The organism is Streptomyces sp. JLBJ103, assembly GCF_058215575.1.
Map to the genome: position 1 here is coordinate 2,163,267 of NZ_CM177089.1, position 22,579 is coordinate 2,185,845.

The following is a 22,579-nucleotide window of genomic DNA, read 5'->3' on the forward strand; positions in this document are numbered from 1 at the left end:
GGGGCTTCCGCCCCGAAGACTCAGCCCATGAACTTCTTGAACTCGTCGGGCAGTTCGAAGTCCTGACCGCCCTGGCCGCCCGGCATGCCGAACGCGCCGCCCTGCTGGCCCGCCTGCTCCCGGCGCGCCGCGGCCGCCTGCTCATCGGCCTTGCGCTTCATGGGGTTGCCGCTGCGCTGCTTGCCCTTGACCTTCTTCTGCTGCTTGCCCTTGCGCTTCTGACCGCCGCCCATGCCCGGCATGCCCGGCATCCCGGGCATCCCCGGCATGCCGCCCTGGGCCATCTTGGACATCATCTTGCGGGCGTCGAAGAACCGCTCCACCAGGTTCTTCACCGCGCTCACCTCAACACCCGAACCGCGCGCGATACGGGCGCGGCGCGAGCCGTTGATGATGTGCGGGTCCTGGCGCTCGGCGGGTGTCATCGACTTGATGATGGCCGCGGTGCGGTCCACATCCCGCTCGTCCAGGTTGTTGATCTGCTCCTTCATCTGGCCCATGCCCGGCAGCATCCCGAGCAGCTTGGAGATGGAGCCCATCTTGCGGACCTGCTCCATCTGGGCCAGGAAGTCGTCGAGCGTGAACTCCTTGGGTCCCTTCGCCAGCTTGGCCGCCATCTTCTCGGCCTCTTGCTGGCTGAAGGTCTGCTCGGCCTTCTCGATCAGGCTGAGCATGTCGCCCATACCGAGAATGCGGGAGGCCATGCGGTCCGGGTGGAACGCGTCGAAGTCGTCCAGCTTCTCGCCGTTGGAGGCGAACATGATCTGACGGCCGGTGACATGCGCGATGGACAGCGCGGCACCACCGCGCGCGTCGCCGTCCAGCTTGGAGAGGACCACACCGTCGAAGCCGACGCCGTCACGGAACGCCTCGGCGGTGTTGACCGCGTCCTGCCCGATCATCGCGTCGACGACGAACAGGACCTCGTCCGGGCGGACCGCGTCGCGGATGTCCGCCGCCTGCCGCATCAGCTCCTCGTCGATACCGAGCCGGCCGGCGGTGTCGACGATCACGACGTCGTGCTGCTTGGTACGCGCGAACTCGACCGAGTCCTCGGCCACCTTGACCGGGTCGCCCACACCGTTGCCCGGCTCCGGGGCGAAGACCGCGACACCGGCGCGCTCGGCCACCACCGAGAGCTGGTTGACGGCGTTGGGGCGCTGGAGGTCACAGGCGACCAGCAGCGGTGCGTGACCCTGCCCCTTTAGCCAGCGGCCCAGCTTTCCGGCGAGCGTGGTCTTACCGGCACCCTGGAGACCCGCCAGCATGATCACGGTCGGCGGCTGCTTGGCGAAGCGGAGGCGGCGGGTCTCGCCACCGAGGATGCCGATCAGCTCCTCGTTGACGATCTTGATGACCTGCTGGGCGGGGTTCAGCGCCTGGGAGACCTCGGCGCCCAGCGCCCTCTCCTTGACCTGCTTGATGAAGGCCCGGACGACGGGAAGCGCGACGTCCGCCTCGAGCAGGGCGATCCGGATCTCGCGCGCCGTGGCGTCGATGTCCGCCTCGGAGAGGCGGCCCTTGCCCCGGAGGTTCTTGAAAGTCGCTGCGAGGCGATCGGAGAGGGTATCGAACACGGTGGTCGCGAATCCTTCGGTCGGCTGTCGGGTCGGCGGTCGGCCTCCAAGGGTATCCGCCCGCCGCGCGAACGGTCTGCCCCCGTGCCAGGGCCGCCGCGCCGGGGTCCCGTCCCCTCACGGGCCCCTGTACGGAACCACGGCCACCGGGCCCGGCTCCACCGCCCGGCGGGGCGGGAGCGGCGCCACACACGGCGCCCGCTACCCCAGCGCCCGCTGAACCTCCTGGGCGACCTCCGCCGCGCGGATGGGCTGCAACGGTGCTCCGGCCGTATCGGTGACGTAGAACGCGTCCACGGCGTTGGCACCGAGCGTACTGACATGGGCACTGCGGACCGTCACCCCAGCGTCCTCCAGTGCGCGGCCGATGCGGTGCAGCAGGCCGGGCGCGTCCTGGGCGCGGACCTCGATCACCGTGGCGAGCTGGGAGCTGCCGGGGGCGACCGTGACGCGCGGCGGCGGGGCGTGCACCCCGCGACGGCGCGGGTACTTCCGGTACGCGGCCTCACGCTCGGCGAGCCGGGCCATGATGTCCAGCGAACCGTCCAGGGCCCGCATCAGGTCCTCGCGCAGCCGGGCGGCCTGCGGCAGCGAGCCGTACTCGGCCGCCACCCGCCAGCTCAGCAGCAGGACGTCACCGCCCCGGCCCGAGCCGTTCGCGGTCGGGCCGCCCGCCCCGGCCAGCTCCGGCGGCAGCTCCACGGCGCGCAGATCCGCCGCGCGCACCGTGAGCCGGTGCAGCGCCAGCACCCCGGCCGCCGTGGCCAGCACACCGGGCTGGTCGGGCACGGCGATCAGCAGCTCGACGCCGATCGGCTCCGGCCCCGGCTGATCACCCCCGTCGGCATCGGCCGCCGCCGCGTCCGGCGGCAGCGCCTCGGACCGGGCGTGCAGGGCGAGCACCGGGCCGCCGGTGCGCCGTGCCTCGATCGCCAGCCGCTCCTGTTCGGCCGTGGTCTGCTGCGGGGCGGTCCGATCCGCGCCGGGCTCGCCCGCCAGCACCGCCGCGACCCGCTTGACCAGGTCGGCGACGAGTGAGCCGCGCCAGGCGCTCCACGCTGCCGGGCCGGTGGCCAGCGCGTCCGCCTCGGTGAGGGCGTGCAGCAGCTCCAGCGTGACGGGACCCCCGACGGCGTCGGCGACCGACCGAACCGTGGCCGGGTCGTCCAGATCACGGCGGGTGGCCGTCTCCACCAGCAGCAGATGATGGCGGACGAGGGTGGCCAGCACGGTGACATCGGCGCGGTCGAAGCCGATGCGGGCGGCCACGTCCCGCACGATGGTCTCCCCGGCCACCGAGTGGTCGCCGGGCCAGCCCTTGCCGATGTCATGCAGCAACGCGGCGACCAGCAGCAGATCGGGGCGGCCGACCCGGCGGCTGAGCGCGCTGGCCCGGACGGCCGTCTCGACGAGATGACGGTCGACGGTCCAGCGGTGCACGGGGTTGCGCTGCGGACGGCAGCGCACCCGCTCCCAGTCCGGCAGCAGCCGGGTGATCAGGCCCTCGGCCTCCAGCGCCTCCCAGACCGCGACCGTGGACTCCCCCGCGCCCAGCAGGGTGACCAGCTGTTCCCTGGCCTCGGGCGGCCACGGCACCGGCAGTGGGCGCGCGGCGGCGGCCAGCCGCCGTACGGCGTGCAGCGAGAGCGGAAGCCCGGCCTGGGCGGCGGCCGCGGCGGCCCGCAGGGGGAGCACGGGGTCGCGCTCAGGGCGTGCGGTGCGGGCGAGCACCACCTCGCCGTCCTGTTCGACGACGCCTTCGGCGAGCGGGCTGCGCTCCCCCACGTCCGCACCCGCACCCGCGGCCCGGCCGCCACGGCCGCCGAGCAGCCCGCGCAGCCGGGGCCGGGGCGCGGAGCGGGCGCGCAGCACCCGCTCGACCTCGCGCCAGGTGACGTCGCCGGCGTAGCCGATGGTCCGCGCCGACTCGTAGACCTGGCGCAGCAGGGTGTCGGCGTCGAGCAGTCCGAGAGCGGAGGCGACCTGGTCCTGCTCCTGGAGCGCGAGCCGGTCGGTGGCGCGGCCGGTGGACAGATGGAGGGCGTCACGGGCGTCCAGCAACCGCCGCCGTGCGTCGGCGAGGCCCTCGCGCGGGGCGTCGGCGAGCCAGGAGGCGGCGATGGCGCGCAGGGCGGTGGCGTCGCGCAGTCCGCCGCGCGCCTCCTTCAGATCGGGCTCCAGCAGGAAGGGCAGCTCACCGTGGCGCTGGGCGCGCTCCTGGCACAGCTCGTGCAGCTCGGGCAGCCGCTTGGGCGCCTGGGCCCGCCAGTCGGCGAGGACGGCGGTGCGCAGGCCCGCGGTGAGCGCCGGGTCGCCCGCGACATGCCGGGCGTCGAGCAGCCCGAGCTGGACCTTGAGGTCCTCGCCCGCGGTCTTCCGGGCCTCCTCGGGGGTGCGGACGGAGTGGTCGAGGGCGAGCCCCATGTCCCAGACCGGGTACCAGACCTGGTCGGCGAGGGCGGCGAGGGCGCCGCGGTCCGCGGAGCCGTCGTGGAGCAGCAGCACATCGAGGTCGCTGCGCGGGGACAGCTCACCGCGTCCATAGCCGCCGACGGCGACCAGTGAGACGCCCGTGCCGGTCCCGGCGGCCCGCTCTCCCGCGGTGAGCAGCGCGGCGAGCCACTGGTCGGTGAGTTCGGCGAGCGCGCTACGGCGCGGCGGCCCGGACCGCGACTCCTCCTGGAGGAGTCGCAGCCGGGCCGCCGCGTAGCCGCCGGGCACCGAGCCCTGGGTCGTGTTCGTCGTGTTCTTGACGGGACGGGTCGTGTTCTCGACGCGGTCCGTCGTGGTCTCGACGCTGTCCGTCAACTCGGCTCCCTGTGCGCTGGCGTCCGGTCGGTGCAAGAGGCGGTACGGGCCCTCAGAGGGCGTCCGGGCCGCGTTCTCCGGTGCGGACCCGGATCGCGGTCTCGACGGGGACGCTCCAGACCTTTCCGTCCCCGATCTTTCCGGTGCGGGCGGCCTTGACCACGACCTCGATGAGGTCGTCGGCGTCCTCGTCCTCGGCCAGCACCTCGATACGGACCTTGGGCACCAGGTCGACGGTGTACTCCGCGCCCCGGTAGACCTCGGTGTGACCGCGCTGGCGTCCGTACCCACTGGCCTCGGTGACGGTCAACCCCTGGACGCCGAACGCCTGGAGGGCTTCCTTGATCTCGTCGAGCCGGTGCGGCTTGACCACTGCGGTGATGAGCTTCACGCGTCCACCTTCTTGTCCTGCGATGTGTTCTGCGGCGCGGCGGCGCCGCTGTGGGAGTGGCTGACGGCCGGCACCGTACTGCGGGGTGATCCGCCGACGCCGCTGAAGTCGTAGGCGGTCTCGGCGTGGAACGCCTGGTCGATGCCGCTGACCTCGTCGTCCTCACTGACCCGGAATCCCATGGTCGCGTGGATGAGCTTGGCGAGGACATAGGAGACGACGAACGAGTAGCCGAGCACGGTGAAGGCGCCCAGCGCCTGCTTGCCCAGCTGCGCCATGCCGCCGACACCGTCGGTGGCGAGGACGCCGACCAGGAGGGTGCCGATGACGCCGCCGACCAGGTGGACGCCCACCACGTCCAGCGAGTCGTCGAAGCCCAGCTTGTACTTGAGGCTCACCGCCCAGGAGCAGACGACGCCCGCGACGAGGCCGATCACGATCGCGCCCCAGGGGTCGACCGCCGCACCCGAGGGGGTGATGGCGACCAGGCCCGCTACGGCTCCGGAGGCGGCGCCCAGCGTGGTGAACGCGCCGTGCCGGATGCGCTCGTAGGCGAGCCAGCCGAGCATGGCGACGCCGGTGGCGATCTGGGTGTTGAAAGCCATGTTGGCGGCGGTCCCGTTGGCGGCGAGGGCCGAGCCGGCGTTGAAGCCGAACCAACCGAACCACAGCAGCCCGGAGCCCAGCATCACCAGGGGCAGGCTGTGCGGACGCATCGGGTCCTTCTTGAAGCCGATGCGCTTGCCGAGCACCAGGGCGAGGGCGAGTCCGGCGGCGCCCGCGTTGATGTGGACCGCCGTGCCGCCCGCGAAGTCGATCACTTCCTTCTTGAACAGCCAGCCGTCGGCCTGCCACACCCAGTGCGCGACCGGGAAGTAGACAACGGTGACCCACAGGGTGATGAACACCGTCCACGCGCCGAACTTGACGCGGTCGGCCACGGCGCCGCTGATCAGCGCGGGGGTGATCACCGCGAACATCAGCTGGAAAAGCGCGAAGGCCAGGACCGGCACGGCGTCGGGCTTCTCGCCCCACAGCGACGTCGGGTCGATGCCCTTGAAGCCGATGTGGTCGAAATTACCCAGCAGTCCGCCGCCGATGTCATCGCCGAAAGCGAGTGAGTAGCCGAACAGCACCCACAGCAGGGAGACGACGCCCAGCGCGATGAAGGACATCATCAGCATGTTGAGGGTGCTTTTCACTCGCACCATGCCGCCGTAGAAGAAGGCCAGGCCAGGGGTCATCAGCATCACAAGCGCGGCGCTGATCAATACGAACGCGGTATTTGCGCCATTCAAAGTGGACGTCTCCTCGAAGCGACGGCCCGTGCGGGCAGAACATCAAGTGGGCCGGTTATGCGCCACGAGATTGGCGCAGCACCGTTTCAGTCGATGCCACTCGATGTTTCACGGCAGTGACGAAGGACGCGGGAGTGTTACGCGCCGATGAACTGCCGTCGCCGGGTCCGATCGCTCCGTTACCGTCCGGCCACCTCGGGGTGCGCTCCGTCAGACGGCCCGGGTGGCGCCCGCTCCCTCGGGGGTGTCCGGCAGCATGGTCACCAGCCGGTCACTGAGCGCGGCGACCTCCGGGACCTCGCCGAACTGGCGCACCGCGGTGTCCACGGTCTTGCGCAACCGGTTGTTCACCCGCTCCGAGCGGACCCGCTTGGCCAGCGGCAGCGCCTTGTCCGCGATCGCCGCGCACTGCTCGGGCTCCTTCTGGAGAAGGTGGACCGTGGCCATGCCGATCAGATTGAGCGCATACGAACGCTGGTGGCCGCCGCCCTCGCCGTGGTCGGTCTCCTGGCCGAAGAGTTGCACGGCCCTGCGCATGACGGGGTCGGCGAGCTGTGCGTAGGTGGGGCTGCGTCCGGCCACATAGGCGAGATCGCGGTAGGAGTGGGCGTTCTCCGCGTTGAGCTCGGCCTCGGAGAAGAAGCCGATCCAGTCCGGGTCGCCGTCGCCCGCGGCGCAGTCCGCGAAGGTGTCCTCGGCCATCTTCACGGCGCGGTGGCATTTGCTGGGCTGGCCCATATTGGCGTACGCGCGGGCCTCCATCGCGTACAGCATGGCCTGGGTGCGCGGGGTGGCGCTCTCCCGGCTGCCGTACTGGGCGAGGTGGATCAGCTCCAGGGCGTCGTCGGGCCGTCCGACATGGATCATCTGACGGCTCATGCTGGAGAGGATGTACGAGCCCAGCGGGCGGTCCCCGGATTCCTTGGCGGCGTGCAGCGCGAGCACGAAGTACTTCTGGGCGGTGGGCTGGAGCCCGATGTCATAGCTCATCCACCCGGCCAGCTCGGCCAGTTCCCCGGCGACCTTGAACAGCCGCTTGGACACCGCGTCCGGATGCGGCTCCTGCAACAGGTCGGTGACCTCGTGGAGCTGACCGACGACCGCCTTGCGGCGCAGCCCGCCGCCGCACTGGGCGTCCCAGGCGCGGAACATCTTGATCGTGGACTCCAGCAGCTCCAACTCCGGCTCGGAGAGCCGGGAGACGCGCCGCGAGCGCGTCCTGTCCGCCGGGTGCGCGCCGGTGGCCGGACCGGCGGGCGAGGGCACCAGCCAGCGCTGCATCGGCTCGATCAGAGCGGGGCCCGCGGAGAGCGCGAGGGAGGTGCCGAGGAAGCCGCGCCGGGCGAGCATCAGATCGCTGCGGGAGAACTCACCGATCAGCGCGACCGTCTCGGGCCCGGCCCAGGGAAGATCCACTCCGGACACTGAAGGTGACCGGTGGGCGGTGCGCAGACCGAGGTCCTCTATGCCCACCACACAGCCGAAGCGCTCGGAGAACAGCTCGGAGAGAATCTGCGGAATCGGCTCGCGCGGCTGCTCGCCGTCGAGCCAACGGCGCACCCGCGAGGTGTCGGTGCTGATGTGATGAGCACCTAACTGCCGCGCTCTGCGGTTGACTTGGCGCGCCAGCTCCCCCTTCGACCAGCCGCTGCGCACAAACCACGACCCCAATTGCGCGTTGGGACGCTTCTCAGCACCGCCGCCGCTGTCGCCCACTGGAAGGCCCCCATCCCACATGTCTTCCCGAACCGCCACCAGAATGCCTACTGTCACGGTCAGTTGTCCCCGCGATACAGCTCATCAACCGTCGGGGACGCGAACCGCCTTATGCCTCTGGCATGTACCGATCCGCACTCCGCCCATGCTCAGGCCGTGCTCCACCGAGCACTGGGCCCAGGGTTCATGCACTCAAAGTAATCCTACGATCACGCCTCCAGCGAGGCGGTTCGCGAAAACGCCACCATTCGCCACCCCTTCGAATGAACCCCTTTGCCGATTCACACGATTCACTTGACACCGGGGCGACCGGAGGCGGTGAAGGGGTGCACACCGGGGCGCATGAGTCGCACCCCACCACCCTCGTCACACCGGAGCGCACCGTCGTCGCGCCAGCGTCGGCGACGGAGCGTCATCACCGCGCTCCTGCTCGTAACCATCGAGTGCGCGACCCGTTGGAGGGAGCATGGGCTTCACGATCGGCGGTATCCGGGACATGCGGTCCGCCTCACGGCGCCGTGGCCGTATGTCCGAGTCCACGACGGTGGCGGAGTACACCGGTCTGTGGGGCTGGGACGTGGTACCGGGCGCACGGGCGGCGCGGGGTACGGGTGCCGGCAGAAACGAATGTTCATGCGGGGCGGACGACTGCGCCTCCCCCGGCGCCCATCCGCTCTCCTTCGCCTCCCCCGTCCCGGCGGGCGCGACGCTCGACGCCGCCGCGGCGGCGTGGGAGGAGGTCCCCGGCGCCGCCGTCCTGCTGCCCGTGGGCCGCGCGTTCGACGTACTGGAGGTGTCGGAGTACGCGGGGCGCCACGCGCTGGTCCGGCTGGAGCGGATGGGGCTGCCGCTGGGGCCGGTGGCGGTCACCCCGCACGGGCGCGCGCAGTTCTTCGTGGCCCCCGGCGCCGCCCATGAACTCCCCGAGCTGCTCTACCGGATGGGCTGGGACGACGCCGAGCTGGATCTGCGCTGTCTGGGGCCGGGCGACCACATCACCGCCCCGCCCTCCGACCTCGGCGGTCTCGGACCGGTCCGCTGGCTGCGCCCCCCGGCCCTGGACACCGCGGGCTGTCCGCCGCACGCCCGGCTGATCCTGGGCACACTCGCCTATCTGAGCCATCGCGCGGGTGCCTGAGCCGTTCCTCCCGGCTCCGGCCATCCGGGCCCCATGAGCGCGGGGCGGACCGGAGACTCTCCGGTCCGCCCCGCGCTCATGGGAACCCCTGGGGGTCTCCCCGGCCCGCTCAGTCGCCGATCAGCGCGTCGACGAACGCCTCGGGTTCGAACGGCGCGAGATCGTCCGCGCCCTCGCCCAGGCCCACCAGCTTGACCGGTACGCTCAGCTCGCGCTGGACGGCGATCACGATGCCGCCCTTGGCGGTGCCGTCCAGCTTGGTCAGCACGATGCCGGTGATGTCCACGACCTCCGCGAAGACCCGCGCCTGCACCAGACCGTTCTGCCCGGTGGTGGCGTCGAGCACCAGCAGTACCTCGTCCACCTCGCCGTGCTTCTCCACGACCCGCTTGACCTTGCCCAGCTCGTCCATGAGACCGGTCTTGGTGTGCAGCCGACCCGCGGTGTCGATCAGGACGGCATCCGCGCTCTCGGCGATGCCTTCCTTCACGGCGTCGAAGGCGACCGACGCCGGGTCGCCGCCCTCGGGGCCCCGGACGGTCCGGGCGCCGACCCGCTCGCCCCAGGTCTGGAGCTGATCGGCGGCGGCCGCGCGGAAGGTGTCGGCGGCGCCCAGCACGACCGACTTGCCGTCGGCGACCAGCACCCGGGCCAGCTTGCCGGTGGTGGTGGTCTTGCCGGTGCCGTTGACGCCGACGACCATGACGACGCCCGGCTTCTCCTCGCCGTTCGCCCCCACACCGCTCTCGGTGTGCACACTGCGGTCCGCGCTGGTCCCGATGAAGTGCAGCAGCTCCTCGCGCAACAGCCCGCGCAGCTCATCGGGGGTACGGGTGCCGAGCACCTTGACGCGCTCACGCAGCCGTTCGACCAGTTCCTGGGTCGGGGTGACGCCGACGTCGGCGGTCAGCAGGGTGTCCTCGATCTCCTCCCAGGTGTCGTCGTCGAGGTGCTCCCGGGACAGCAGGGTCAGCAGCCCCTTGCCCAGTGTGGTCTGGGAGCGGGACAGCCGGGCACGCAGCCGGACCAGCCGTCCGGCGGTCGGCTCCGGAACCTCGACCGGCGGGACCTCGGGCACGGCGGGTGCGGGCGCCTCCGCCGTCGCGGCCGGGGCGCCGGACCCCGGCAGGTCCACCTCCTCGATGGTCCTGCGCGGTTCCTCACGCGGGGTTTCGGCCTCCTCGCCGACATGCGGTTCGGCGGGCGGCGCGGTGACGGACGGGCTGCTCGGCGGGGCCGTGGGCAGCTGCTTCTTCTTGCGGCTGGTGACCACGAACCCGCTGATCGCGGCGACCGCGATCACAGCGATGACTACGGCAAGGATGACGTATTCCATAACGCACCCAGTATCAGCCACGAGCCGGAGAAGTCATTCGCCCCCGAGCCCGGCTTCCCGGGCACGTACGATCGCCTGCGCGCGATCATGCACCTGGAGCTTGGCGAAAATGGACCCGACGTGATTGCGCACCGTCTTGTCCGTGACCACCAGCCGCTGGGCGATCTGGCGATAGCCGAGCCCACGCGCCAGCAGATCCAGGACCTCGCGCTCCCGCGCGGTGAGGGTGGGGAACGCCTGCTTCGCGGACGCCGAGGCGGAGGCACCCAGCAGCACCCCGAGTCGTTCGGCCATCCGCGGACTGAACACCGCGCCGCCGCGCGCCACGGTGTGCAGCGCCCTGAGGATCTCGTCCCGCCCCGCGCCCTTGAGGAGGTAGCCCCGCGCCCCGGCGCGCACGGCGGCCAGCAGGCTGTCGTCGTCCTCGGACATCGTCATGACCATCACCCGCGCTTCGGGACGGCCGCACAGGATCCGCCGCGTCGCCTCCAGCCCGGACCGCCCGGGCAGCCCGAGATCCATCACGACCAGATCGGCCCCGGTCCGCGCCGCCTCGGCAACGGCCTCGTCCGCGCAGGCCGCCTGCCCGACGACGCTGAACGCGTCATCGAGATTGACGGCCGCGGCCAGCCCCTCCCGAAACAGCGGATGGTCATCCACCAGCAGCACCCGCCACTGCGGCGCCTCCACGTCAGCTGTCACGGTCCCGGCGTCCTCTCTCCGACTGGTACGGACTCATGGGGTGCGCCGGATGCCCGCGCGCGGCGTGCGCGTCCGCCGCGGGAAGCTCGCGCGACGCCATAGGCGCGCCGGGCGGCGCAGTCTCGGCGCGAGGCACCGGCTCCCCCGGTGGCGCGGTCGCTTCCGGCGAAACCCCGCGCCGCGCGGGACACCCGGCGACGCTGGGCGACGACGGCGCCTCGGGCGCCGACGGCCGCGGCAGGGCCGACCCCTCCGGTCGGGTGGGCGGCGGCCCGGTGGGCGATGGCGGCGCGGGGCTGCGGCCCGGTGGACAGAGTGCCGGTGACACAGGCGCGCGGTGGGCTGCGCGTCCTGCCGGTCCGGAGGGCACCGGCCCCGCGGGAGGCAGGGGCTCGCCCGACGGCGCGGTCACTTCCCACGCGACCGCGCGGGGCGCCGATGGCCTCTCGGGTGCCGCCCGAGGCGCGGGCGGAGCGGGCTCCGGCGGCGGCGCCCCGGCGGCTCCCCAAGGCGCGGGCGCCCCGCGCGATGACGTAGCCGCCGGTGGCGCGGGCGCCCAGCGCGATGGTGGCGGCCCTGGTGGGGCCGGCGGGGTGGCGGTGCGGGCGCCGCAGCTTTCGTGGCCTGTGGTCTTCTTGCGGTGGGCCTCGGGGTTGCCGTGCTCCCCGGGCCCGGCCAGCGGGAGCACCGCGTGCACCACTGTGCCCGTGGCCGAGCCGGTGACCGTACAGGAGCCGCCGATCTCCTCGGCGCGTTCGGCCACCGAGGCGAGGCCGACGCCGGGGACCGCGGTCTCGCGCAGACCGCTGCCGTCGTCGGTGACCTTCACCTGGAGGGTGTCCGGGCCCGCGGTCAGCTCGATGTGCACCTGGCGCGCGCGGGCGTGCCGTACCGCGTTGGTCAGCGATTCGGCGGCGATGCGGTAGGCGGCCGTCTCGACGCCGGGCGACAGCGGCGGCAGGGCGAGGGGACGGCTGCCCACGCTGACCCGCAGCCCGTCGACGCCGAGCCGGTGGCCCAAGTCCCGTACCGCACCGGCCAGTCCGCGGTCGGCCAGTGCGGCCGGGGCGAGCCCGGAGGTGATCCGGCGCACCTCGACCAGGGCTTCGGCGAGTGTCTCGGCGGCCTCGCACAGCTGGGAGCGGGCGGGATGGCCGGGGTCGCAGGAGGTGTGGGCGATGTCCAGGCGCAGCCGTACGGCGGCGAGTTGGGGGCCGAGGCCGTCGTGGATCTCCCGGCGCAGCCGGCGGCGCTCCTGTTCGCGGGCGAGCACCAGCCGTTCCCGGGCCGCCTGGGCCTCTTCGGCCAGGCGCAGTGCGGCGAGTGCGGGGGCGGCCTGGTCGGCGAGGAGGGAGAGCAGCCCGCTGTCGCGTCCGGCGGGGGTGCCGGAGGCGTCGCGGGAGACTTCGAGCCGGCCGACGGGGCGGCCGTGGTGACGCAGCACAAAGGTCTGCACCGGGCCGGTGAGCGGCGCTCCGGCGGCGGCCAGCCGCCGTGGTCCCGCGCGGGTGTCGACGCTGACGGCGGCGCCGGAGACGCCGAGGTCCTCCACCGCGCTGCGGCAGATCTGCTGGGGCACCTCGCCCGGGTGCGGGGCCTGTTGGAGGCGTACGGCCAGCGCGCTGACGGCTTCGTGCGGGCGGGCGCGCGGCCCGTAGAAGGCGCGCTCGACGCGGAGGGTGAGCCAGCGGGCGCTGGGCCGCAGGGCCCAGCCCAGTACGAGGGCGCAGCCCGCGGTGAGGGTGGTGGCGCCGCTGCGGACGGAGGGGATCCCGGCTTGGACGGCGACCACGGCGCAGACGACCACGGCGGCCAGGGAGGTGAGGACGAAGGCGCGGGCGAGGCGGTGGCTGGTGGAGCGGTCCAGCCGCCATATACCGGTGCGGGCGACGCCGAGGCAGATGGCGGCGGCCCAGACCGCGCTGCCCACGGTGCGGGCGACGATGGTGGGCATGCCCTCGCCCCATTCGGTGAGCAGCAGGGAGACACAGGCGGGGTAGGCGGCGGCCAGCAGGGCCCAGTCGCGGCGTTCGGCGCCGCGGGAGTCGGCGGCGTGCCAGCACAGGGCGGCGGTCACGGCGACGGACACGGTGCGCAGCACCCAGGGCTCGGCCTCGGCGTAGGTGCCCAGATGGTCGAAGGCCCACTGTCCGCACACGGTGCCGAAGGCGGGGTTGGGGACGCTGCCCACCAGGGGTTCGCTGATGAGCCACAGCACCGCGTAACCCAGCCAGTAGGCGGAGGCGCCCACGCTCATGGCCCACCACTGCCACCGGCGACGGGCACCGCGCGGGAACAGCCACAGCGGCAGCAGCAGCACGGTCAGCGGGCGGCAGGCCAACTTTCCCGCGGCCAGCAGCAGCGACGCCACGGCACCGGTGGTGCCGAGGTCGGCGATGCCCAGCAGCTCGCCCACGGCGGAGGGCAGCAGCCACAGGGCTCCAGCCACCAGCAGCACGCTGCCGTAGCGCCGGGCGGACCGTTCGGCGAGCAGCAGCACCCCGACCCCGAGGACGGGGATGCCGACGGCGACCCGGGTCAGCACGGCAGCGCCGCGCGGACGCGGGTACGTCAGCGAGAACCACTGGTCGTTGACGCGCAGCAGCCCGGCGAGCCAGCCCGCAAGCACCACCACGAACAGCGCCGACACCCCGCCCGCGGCCTGGACGGCCCGGTCCTTGGGCAGTGCGGCACGCCTCATGTCAGCGGGCGGGCGCGTGATGCGGCGCTCCCGCGCGGGACCGGCCGCCTCTCACCCACAGCGTGACGTACGCATCGCCGCGGCCGGGGCGGCACTTGTACTCGTCCCATCTGTTCTTGCGGAGCCCTTCCCTGCCCGCGCGCTGACACGCCCCGCTGGTGTCGAAGTGCCCCGCCTCGCGCCAGGAGGTACTCCCGGACGCGGTGGCCGGGGAGGCGGCGGCGTTCCACAGGACGGCTCCAGCGAGCAGGCCGAGCGCGAGGGTCGCGCGGGGCAGGGAAGGGCGCATGGTCGATCTCCTTGTTCTCGCCCCCGTGCACTACCCGTCGCCACGGCGCTGAAGTGCGAGGAAACCCCGGCCCACCCGAACCGGTGACCTCCTAGCACCCGCGTTCCGTTCAGGGCGGCGGGAGTTGGGGGCGAGCGGGGTTCACCACACGAACATCAGGACGGTGACGGCGATGTCCTCCGCCTCCGCGTAGCACAGGCCGATCCGCATCAGGGCGAGCATGATCGGCTGAACGGACCAGGTCTCCAGCGAGTCGAGGAATCGGGCGAGCCGGTGGGCGTACCGGCGGACCATGGCCGTCTCCCGGGAGCTGAGCCGGGCCAGCAGTTTGGCCAGCAGTGCGCCGCCATGGCGCAGGGCGATCACCACCAGCCGCTGCCGGACCAGCCGGGCCACGGCGGGGTCGGGGTCCCCGGGGGAGCAGAGGAAGGCCCGGGCGGCTTCGAGTTCGGCCTCGAGTGCCGCGTCGCCCTCCGGAGTGCCGGTGCCGTTGCGCCCGACCCGGACGATCAGATCGTCGATGTCGGGCCCGGTGATGAGGTGTGATTCCCCCGTGCTGATCGTCACGCGCCGCTCCTTGGGTTGCGGGGTGTGTGCGGGACACGGCCCGCGGAGCGGGCCGTGTCCACGATGGGCCGCCCCGCGTCCCAGGCGCATGAGTCATCCGTCCCGGCCTGCCCGTGTGCGGGGCGGGCGCAGTCGGATCTCCCGTCCGCCGTACGGCGATGGATATTTGACGGGCCGTCAGCTACGGTCGCACTCCCCCGGAGCGCCGCCCGGGACGAAGGGGAGATCCGCCATGCCCGTCACGGTCGTACGGCTCAATCTCGTCGATCCCGCCGCCGCCCCCGGCTCCCTGTCCGGCCGCTACCGCGCCGCCCTGGAGATGGCGGCCTACGCCGACGAGCGGGGCATCAGCACCGTCCAGACCGAGGAGCACCACGGGTCCGCCGACGGCTGGCTGCCCGCGCCGCTGGTGTTCGCGGGCGCGGTGCTCGGCGCGACCCGGCGGATCACGGTGACGCTCTCCGCCCTGATCGCCCCGCTGTACGACCCACTGCGGCTGGCCGAGGACATCGCGGTGCTGGACCTGGTGAGCGGCGGACGGCTGGTGACGGTGGCCGGGATCGGCTACCGCCCGGAGGAGTACGCGGCGCACGGGCGGGACTGGGCGCGGCGCGGGGCGCTCCAGGACGAGGCGCTGGAGACGCTGCTCGCCGCGTGGACGGGCGAGCCGTTCAGCTACCGGGGCCGTACGGTGCGGGTGACCCCGCGCCCGTCCACCCGGCCGCATCCGCCGCTGCTGGTGGGCGGCGGCTCCCGGGCCGCGGCGCGCCGGGCGGCCCGGCTGGGCCTGCCGTTCTTCCCCAGCGCCCATCTGCCGGAGCTGGAGGCGTACTTCCACGCCCGGCGGGCGGAGTACGGCACCGAGGGCTGGTGTCTGATGCCACCGGAGACCACTGCGCTGCTGCATGTGGCGGAGGATCCGGACCGGGTCTGGGCGGAGTACGGCCGTCATCTGCTGCACGAGGCACGGACCTACGCGTCCTGGCAGCCGGAGGGGCAGCGTTCGGCGGTGCGCTCCCGAGCCCGGGACACCGCGGCGCTGCGCGAGGAGGGCGTCTACCGGGTGGTCACGCCCGAGGAGTGTGTGGCCCATGCGTCGCGGGGACTCACGAGCCTGGTGCTGCATCCGCTGTGCGGCGGGATGCCGGTGGCGGAGGGCTGGCGTTCGCTGCGGCTGTTCGCGGAACGAGTACTGCCCCGCCTCAAGGACTGAGACGGGGCAGCTCTCCTGTGCGAGGAGCGGGCGGCGGGGGGGTTAGCCCATCTCCTCCAACGCCTTGCCCTTGGTCTCCGGCACCCACTTGAGGATGAACGGGATCGAGAGCAGAGCGAAGGCCGTGTACATCAGGTACGTCCCGGACAGGTTCCAGTCCGACAGGCTCGGGAAGCTGGCGGTGATGGCCCAGTTGGCGATCCACTGGGCGGAGGCGGCGACACCGAGGCCCGCGGCGCGGATCTTGTTCGGGAACATCTCGCCGAGCAGGACCCAGACCACCACACCCCAGGAGAGGGCGAAGAAGAGCACGAACGCGTGGGCGGCGATCAGGGCCACCACGCCCTGGGTGTGCGGCAGCTTGCCGTCCACCAGGTTCGCGGAGAAGGACCAGGCGACCAGAGCCAGCGAAACCGCCATACCGATCGAGCCGATGAGCGCGAGCGGCTTGCGGCCGATCCGGTCGACGAAGATCATCGCGATCACGGTGCCGAGGATGTTGATGATCGACGTGGTGAAGGAGTAGAAGAACGAGCCGCTCGGGTCGACACCGACGGACTGCCACAGCGTCGAGGAGTAGTAGAACGCCACGTTGATGCCGACGAGCTGCTGGAACACCGACAGTCCGACGCCGATCCAGACCACCGGGAGCAGACCGAAGCGGCCGCCCAGCAGGTCCTTGAAGGTCGACTTGTGCTCGCTGCGCATCGCCGACTCGATCTCGTCGACCCGGACGTCCAGGTCGACGCTTGTGCCCTCGACCTCCTTCAGGACCTCCTTGGCGCGGTCGAGGCGGCCGACGGAGATCAGGAAGCGGGGCGACTCGGGGATGGCGAAGGACAGCAGCCCGTAGAGGACGGCCGGGACGACCATGACACCGAGCATCCACTGCCACGCCTCGAGACCGGCGACGGTGCCGCGCTGGTCACCGTCGGCGAGGTTGAGGATGCCCCAGTTGACGAGCTGCGACAGGGCGATGCCGATGACGATCGCCGCCTGCTGGAACGAGGCGAGCCGGCCGCGGTACGCGGGCGGGGCGACCTCGGCGATGTAGGCCGGGCCGATCACGGAGGCCATGCCGATGCCGATACCGCCGAGCACCCGCCACATGGCGAGGTCCCACAGCGAGAACGGCAGGGCCGAGCCGACCGCGCTGACGGTGAACAGGACGGCGGCGATCTGCATGACGCGGATCCGGCCGATCCGGTCGGCTATCCGGCCGGCGGTGGCCGCGCCGATCGCCGAGCCGATCAGGGCGATCGCCACGACCTGGGCGAGGGCCGCGGAACCGATGTCGTACTTGCCGCGGATGGCTTCGACCGCTCCGTTGATCACCGAGCTGTCGTAGCCGAAGAGAAAGCCGCCCATCGCGGCGGCGGCGGTGATGAAGATGACGTGGCCGAGGTGGTCCGGCTGGGCCTTGCGGCCCTCGGACCTCTGCTGTGCCTGCACGGTGGTGGTCAACGTGAACTCCTGTGGCCCGCCCGGCAGCGCTGCCGGACGTCGGGGCTGGCTGGCCCTTCCAGCGGAGGCGAGCCGAGAGGTCGGCCACCACTTGAAGGTAAAAGCAACGTTGCAGAGACTATGCCTTCAAGTTTCGAAGTCAATAGGATGTGGCGCAGAAATCAACACTGCATGGCGACACGCCCACCAGGGCCTTGACTTCAAGTGTTGAAGCGGTCACCGCAAGCGTTGGCTGATGACCTTTGACACACCGTCGCCCTGCATCGAAACGCCGTAGAGGGCGTCGGCGACCTCCATCGTCCGCTTCTGGTGCGTGATCACGATCAGCTGGGAGGACTCCTGGAGTTCCTCCATGATCCGGATCAGCCGCTGGAGGTTGGTGTCGTCGAGCGCCGCCTCGACCTCGTCCATCACATAGAACGGGCTCGGCCGCGCCTTGAAGATCGACACCAGCAGCGCCACGGCGGTCAGCGACCGCTCACCGCCGGACAGCAGGGACAGCCGCTTGACCTTCTTGCCCGGCGGCCTGGCCTCCACATCCACGCCGGTGGTCAGCATGTTCTCGGGGTCGGCGAGGATCAGCCGCCCCTCCCCGCCCGGGAACAGCCGGGAGAAGACACCCTCGAACTCGCGGGCGGTGTCCCGGTAGGCCTCGGTGAAGACCTGCTCGACCCGTTCGTCCACCTCCTTGACCACCTGCAACAGATCGGCCCGGGTCTTCTTCAGGTCCTCCAGCTGCTCGCTGAGGAACTGATGCCGCTCCTCCAGCGCCGCGAACTCCTCCAGCGCCAGCGGATTGACCTTGCCCAGCTGCTGGTACGCGCGCTCCGCGGCCTTCAGCCGCTTCTCCTGCTGCGCCCGGACATAGGCCACCGGCTGGTTGCGGGCGTGGTTCGGATCCTCCGGCAGCTCCTCCCCTTCCGCGGGAAGGGACGGCGGCACCAGCTGGTCCGGTCCGTACTCGGCGATCAGCCCGGCCGGTTCGACGCCCAGCTCCTCCAGCGCCTTGGCCTCCAACTGCTCGATCCGCAGCCGCTTCTCCGCGCCCAGCACCTCGCCCCGGTGCACCGAGTCGGTCAGCTTGTCCAGCTCGCTCTTCAGATCGCGGCCCTGGGTGCGCTCGGCGACCAGCTCCCGTTCGCGTTCGGCCTTGGCGCGTTCCGCGGCGTCCCGCTCCTCCCCGGCCCGCACCAGCGACACCTCGACATGCGCCAGCAGCTGACGGGCACCGGCCGCCACCGCCGCGGCCACCTCCGCCTCACGACGCAGCCGGGCACGCCGCTGCTCGGCGCGCGCCCGTGCCTCACGCTCCGCGCGTGCGCCCCGGTCGAGCGCGTCCGCCCGCCCCGCAAGCCCCTTGACGCGCTCCTCATGGGTACGGACCTGGAGCCGTGCCTCCATCTCGGTCTGCCGAGCGTTGGCCCCGTCCGCCGCGAGACGGTCCCGTACCGAGGTGTCCGGCTCCTCCTCGCCCGGCTCCTCCTCCGCCACCGCCAGCCGCTCGGCGAGTTCCTCGGCCTCCTCGACCGCCCGCTCCAGCGCCTCTTCGGCCCGGGCGGTGGCCGCGGTCATCCGCTCGGCCTCCCCCGCGGCCCCGCGCGCCTGCCCACCGAGCCGCCCGAGCGACTGCGCGACCCGCGACTTCTCCCGGTCGGCCGCGCTGCGCCCAGCCGCCAGCTCCTCGACGAGGGCCACACACGCGGTGCGCCGCTCCCCCGCCGCGCGCTGCGCCCCGGCCAGCTCCTCGCACCGTACGGCGAGCTCCGCCAGCTCCGCCGCGGCCTCGTCGACCGACGCCTGCACCTCCAGCAGACTGGGCGCCCCGGCCGACCCGCCCTGCGCGAAGTGCGCCCCGAGCAGATCGCCCTCGGCGGTCACCGCCGTCAACTCCGGCTTCCGCCCGACCAGTTCCTCCGCGTCCTCCAGCGTGGGCACCACGACCATGCCGTCCAGCAGCCGGCGCAGCGCGGGCAGCAGCCCCTCGGGCCCGCCCACCAGGTCCACCACGCGCGGCGGACCGTCGGCGTCCCCCGGCCCCGTCCGCGCCCCGGGAACACTGATCTCGCCCCCGGAACCGCCACCGCGCTCCGCGGGATGCGGCACCCGTACGACCTCGTCCCGGCCCCCGTCCGCCCCGGACCGCGTTCCGGGGACGACGGGCGCGGGCACGCCGGACCGATCCGGCTCCGCGACCGCCGGGCCGCGCCCGGACGCCGCACCCTCACGGTCGGCGGACGTCGTCTGCGGGGCCGGGACCGCCGGGTGGGCGGGCGCGGCCGGAGCCGGGGGCGTCGCGCCCGAGCCGGGACCGGCCGGGTCCGGGACGGACCTCTCGCGCTCGGCCCCCGGGCCCGCCGGAAGGCCGCCCTCCGGATCGGTCGCGTGCACGCCGTCCGGTAGCGCGGACGCGCCGTGGGCCTCGCGGGCGGCGGCCAGGGGTGCCCGGTCGGCCGGGGTCGTGGAGGCGCCCAGGAGGAGGGCCGCGCGGCCCGCGTCCTGGGCGCGCAGCAGCCGCAGGGCGTCCGCCGCGGCGGCGGGGTCGGTGACGGCGAGGGCGTCGGCGGCAGCGCCCAGGGCCGCTGCTACCGGGACCTCGAAGCCCGGGGTGACGGTGAGCAGTTCGGCGGCGGGGCCGAGGAGGCCGGTGAGCCGGTCGGAGGCGGCCAGCAAGGCGCCGGTGCCGTCCTTTCTGCGCAGCCCGAGCGCCAGCGCGTCATGCCGGGCGGCGGTGGCCGCCCGCTCGCGCTCGGCGGCGGTGGCGGCTTCGCGGGCCGTGCTCAGGGCCGTCTCCGCCCCGGCCAGCTCCCGCTTCGCCGCCTCGTGGCGCTCGGCCAATTCCGCGTCGCCCGCGTCGAGTCCGTCCACCTCGGCCTGGAGCTGCTCGTACTCCTCCTGCGCGGCGACGGCCCGCGCCTGGGCCTCGTCCCGCGCGGTGGCCAGCCGTTCGATCTCGGCCCGGGCGGAACCGGCCCGGCCGCGGGCGGCGTTCACCTGGCCCTGGAGCCGGGCGAGCCCTTCACGGCGGTCGGCGATGGCGCGCGCCACGTCCTTGAGCCGGCGCTCCTCCTGGGACAGGGAACGTTCCAGCTCGGCCCGGTGAGCGACGGTGTCCTCCAGGGCCCGGCTCGCCGCCTCCAGCGCGGCGTCGAGCTCGGCCTCCTGCTCGCGGATCCGGGCCGCCTCGCGCTCCATGTCCTCCGGGTCGCGGCCTCGCCGTTCCTCGGCGGGGGTGGAGGTCGCGCTGGTGACACGGGCGTCCGCGAGGCTGATCGTGCCGCGCACCCGCTCGGCGAACTGGGAGAGCTCGTACCAGGTCTGCTGGGCGTCCCGCAGCCGCGGCGTGAGCTGCCGCACCTGCTCCTCGAGCGCCGCCTCGCGCGCCTGCGCGGCCCGCAGCTCGGCCTCGGCCGCTTCCTTGCGCTGTTTGAGGGCCGCCTCGTCGGCGACCTCGGCGCGCAGCGCCTCGCGCAGGGTGACGAGGTCGTCGGCGAGCAGCCGCAGCCGGGCGTCACGCAGATCGGCCTGGATGACGGCGGCCCGGCGGGCGACGGCGGCCTGGCGGCCGAGCGGTTTGAGCTGGCGCCGCAGCTCGTCGGTGAGGTCCTGGACGCGGGCGAGGTTGGCCTGCATCGCGTCCAGCTTCCGCAGCGCCTTCTCCTTGCGCTTGCGGTGTTTGAGGACGCCCGCGGCCTCCTCGATGAAGGCGCGGCGACCGGTGGGATCGGCGTGCAGTACGCCGTCGAGCTGGCCCTGCCCGACGATGACATGCATCTCACGGCCGATGCCGGAGTCGGACAGCAGCTCCTGGATATCCAGCAGTCGGCAGGTGTCGCCGTTGATCTGGTATTCGCTGCCGCCGTTGCGGAACATGATCCGCGTGATGGTGACTTCGGCGTAGTCGATGGGGAGCGCGCCGTCGGCGTTGTCGATGGTGAGGGAGACCTCGGCGCGGCCCAGCGGTGGGCGGCCGGTGGTCCCGGCGAAGATGACGTCCTCCATCTTCCCGCCGCGCAGGGACTTGGCACCCTGTTCGCCCATGACCCAGGAAAGGGCGTCCACGACATTGGACTTGCCCGAGCCGTTGGGGCCGACGACGCAGGTGATACCCGGCTCGAAACGGAGCGTCGTGGCGGAGGCGAAGGATTTGAAGCCTCGGAGGGTCAGGCTCTTCAGGTGCACGCCGTTGGACTCTACCTCCCGGCTTCCGCCCGGCATCGTCCCCGGCACGGGGCGGCGCGGGCGCGTCCCGGCTTTTTCCGGGTTTCATGAAAGATCGGTTTCACCGATGAAAGGGAGGGGCACATCAGTCGGTAAGGAAAACCCGGAAGGAACGCGGGGACACGACGAAGGGACGCCGAGGCGTCCCTTGAAGATTCTCAAGCGGCTGACGATGCAGCCCGACCGGCCCTGGGGCTGGGTCAGGCGAGCGCAGGCTCCGCCTGGGATACGTCGATGCCTTCGAGCAGCGAGTCGCTCTGATGAGCGGCGGCGGACAGTGCGTCATTCTCGGCCTGAATCCGAATAATCTCGGATTCAAGATCCTGAACGCGCTGCTGAAGCCGTCGCATCTCGGCGAGGACTCGGGGGTCGGAGCCGCCGACGTAACCGAGAAGCGCCTTTGCCATGATGGATGGTCCTCCACAATGAGTGACCGACCGAAGCGGTGTGGGTCGTGAGGGATCGCACCCGCGATGTCTGCCCGTACTACCGTGCTGCCTGGCGGACAAGTTAAGGTGCGCGGGGACTTCCAGCGTCTCACCAATTAGTTTGAGGGTCAACACGATCACACGCTGCCCAGGCCGCGGGGGACGAGAGCATTCCGGCGGCACACACTGCCGCACTCTCCAGAAAGAGCCCCGCGGTGACGAAGATCTTCCGTGACTCCGCAGCCTTCCACGGAGCGGCGCCGTTGGCAACCATCAGCCGATTTCTGCTCACAGCCGGCGCGGATGGTGCGGTCGACGGACCCCGCAGAGGATCATTCCGGTGGGTCCGTCAGCGGATCTCGAAGGTGTCGTAGCCGCCTCGCGGTGTGTCCCAGATCTCGGTCACACCGTCGACCCGGCCGGGCGTGTCGCCGTCCCGCAGCCAGTCGAGCAACTGTTCGCACTCCGGCCGCGGACCCTCCGCGACGATCTGCACCCGCCCGTCGGAGAGGTTGGAGGCGAAGCCGACGAGGCCCCCGATACGCAGCGCGTTGGCCCGGGCGTACCAGCGGAAGCCCACTCCCTGGACCTGGCCGCGAACCCACACGGTGAGACGGACTCTTTCGTTCATGGGTGCACGCTAACGGGCCAATTAGCCGGTCAGCACGCCGGATAGGGACCTCATGGCGTACAGTCCGGCGTCAACGACACTCACCCACACGAGTGGTTCATG

16 protein-coding genes are annotated in these 22,579 nt (G+C 72.4%); 2 read left to right on the plus strand and 14 right to left on the minus strand.

All coding sequences use genetic code 11. The features are described from left to right. Positions 1-20 precede the first annotated feature (20 nt). From ffh to nsdA, 5 genes are all read right to left on the minus strand, one after another. Positions 21-1,577 carry a signal recognition particle protein gene (ffh, locus tag AC4BEG_RS09220; RefSeq protein WP_490705408.1) on the minus strand — a complete coding sequence of 519 codons (1,557 nt, stop codon included), beginning with the start codon at positions 1,575-1,577 and terminating at the stop codon, positions 21-23. Positions 1,578-1,778: 201 nt separating this feature from the next. Then, positions 1,779-4,298: a [protein-PII] uridylyltransferase gene (locus tag AC4BEG_RS09225; protein ID WP_490707033.1), complete on the minus strand. Its 2,520-nt coding sequence runs from the start codon at positions 4,296-4,298 to the stop codon at positions 1,779-1,781. Between the two features lie 139 nt (positions 4,299-4,437). After that, complete coding sequence (locus tag AC4BEG_RS09230; protein ID WP_176180413.1) at positions 4,438-4,776, minus strand: P-II family nitrogen regulator; 339 nt, start codon at positions 4,774-4,776, stop codon at positions 4,438-4,440. Further along, the gene (locus AC4BEG_RS09235) at positions 4,773-6,074 is read right to left on the minus strand and encodes an ammonium transporter (RefSeq protein ID WP_490705409.1); all 1,302 of its coding nucleotides are present in this window, start codon (positions 6,072-6,074) and stop codon (positions 4,773-4,775) included. The genes AC4BEG_RS09230 and AC4BEG_RS09235 overlap by 4 nt, the downstream gene beginning before the upstream one ends. 210 nt (positions 6,075-6,284) lie before the next feature. Further along, a complete protein-coding gene (gene nsdA, locus AC4BEG_RS09240; protein WP_490707034.1) occupies positions 6,285-7,811 on the minus strand; it encodes a transcriptional repressor NsdA in 1,527 nt (508 codons plus the stop codon). Between the two features lie 445 nt (positions 7,812-8,256). Here nsdA and AC4BEG_RS09245 point away from each other — a divergent pair, with 445 nt between their 5' ends. Next, the gene (locus tag AC4BEG_RS09245) at positions 8,257-8,928 is read left to right on the plus strand and encodes a bifunctional DNA primase/polymerase (protein ID WP_490705410.1); all 672 of its coding nucleotides are present in this window, start codon (positions 8,257-8,259) and stop codon (positions 8,926-8,928) included. Positions 8,929-9,037: 109 nt separating this feature from the next. Here the strand turns inward: AC4BEG_RS09245 and ftsY are convergent, their stop codons facing one another. The 5 genes from ftsY to AC4BEG_RS09270 all read right to left on the minus strand — a co-directional run bounded on the left by ftsY (position 9,038) and on the right by AC4BEG_RS09270 (position 14,523). After that, complete coding sequence (gene ftsY, locus AC4BEG_RS09250; protein WP_490705411.1) at positions 9,038-10,264, minus strand: signal recognition particle-docking protein FtsY; 1,227 nt, start codon at positions 10,262-10,264, stop codon at positions 9,038-9,040. A gap of 33 nt (positions 10,265-10,297) precedes the next feature. Continuing rightward, positions 10,298-10,966, minus strand: a complete 669-nt coding sequence (locus AC4BEG_RS09255) for a response regulator (RefSeq protein WP_490705412.1) — start codon at positions 10,964-10,966, stop codon at positions 10,298-10,300. Then, positions 10,956-13,667 (minus strand): sensor histidine kinase, encoded by a 2,712-nt coding sequence (locus AC4BEG_RS09260; protein WP_490705413.1) that lies wholly within the window; start codon positions 13,665-13,667, stop codon positions 10,956-10,958. The genes AC4BEG_RS09255 and AC4BEG_RS09260 overlap by 11 nt, the downstream gene beginning before the upstream one ends. 1 nt (position 13,668) lies before the next feature. Continuing rightward, positions 13,669-13,956, minus strand: coding sequence for a hypothetical protein (locus AC4BEG_RS09265; RefSeq protein WP_490705414.1), 288 nt, complete (start codon positions 13,954-13,956; stop codon positions 13,669-13,671). Between the two features lie 141 nt (positions 13,957-14,097). Next, the gene (locus tag AC4BEG_RS09270; protein ID WP_490705415.1) at positions 14,098-14,523 is read right to left on the minus strand and encodes a YqxI family protein; all 426 of its coding nucleotides are present in this window, start codon (positions 14,521-14,523) and stop codon (positions 14,098-14,100) included. 232 nt (positions 14,524-14,755) lie between these two features. Here AC4BEG_RS09270 and AC4BEG_RS09275 point away from each other — a divergent pair, with 232 nt between their 5' ends. Next, positions 14,756-15,736: an LLM class flavin-dependent oxidoreductase gene (locus tag AC4BEG_RS09275; protein WP_490705416.1), complete on the plus strand. Its 981-nt coding sequence runs from the start codon at positions 14,756-14,758 to the stop codon at positions 15,734-15,736. Positions 15,737-15,778: 42 nt separating this feature from the next. Here the strand turns inward: AC4BEG_RS09275 and AC4BEG_RS09280 are convergent, their stop codons facing one another. From AC4BEG_RS09280 to AC4BEG_RS09295, 4 genes are all read right to left on the minus strand, one after another. Then, positions 15,779-17,200, minus strand: coding sequence for a sugar porter family MFS transporter (locus AC4BEG_RS09280; protein ID WP_490705417.1), 1,422 nt, complete (start codon positions 17,198-17,200; stop codon positions 15,779-15,781). Between the two features lie 216 nt (positions 17,201-17,416). Next, positions 17,417-21,379: an AAA family ATPase gene (locus tag AC4BEG_RS09285; RefSeq protein WP_490705418.1), complete on the minus strand. Its 3,963-nt coding sequence runs from the start codon at positions 21,377-21,379 to the stop codon at positions 17,417-17,419. 239 nt (positions 21,380-21,618) lie between these two features. Further along, positions 21,619-21,825 carry a hypothetical protein gene (locus tag AC4BEG_RS09290; RefSeq protein ID WP_201880683.1) on the minus strand — a complete coding sequence of 69 codons (207 nt, stop codon included), beginning with the start codon at positions 21,823-21,825 and terminating at the stop codon, positions 21,619-21,621. A 370-nt stretch (positions 21,826-22,195) separates the two neighbouring features. After that, entirely contained in the window at positions 22,196-22,477 is a 282-nt protein-coding gene (locus AC4BEG_RS09295; protein WP_490705419.1) for an acylphosphatase, read from the minus strand. Between the last annotated feature and the right edge of the window lie 102 nt (positions 22,478-22,579).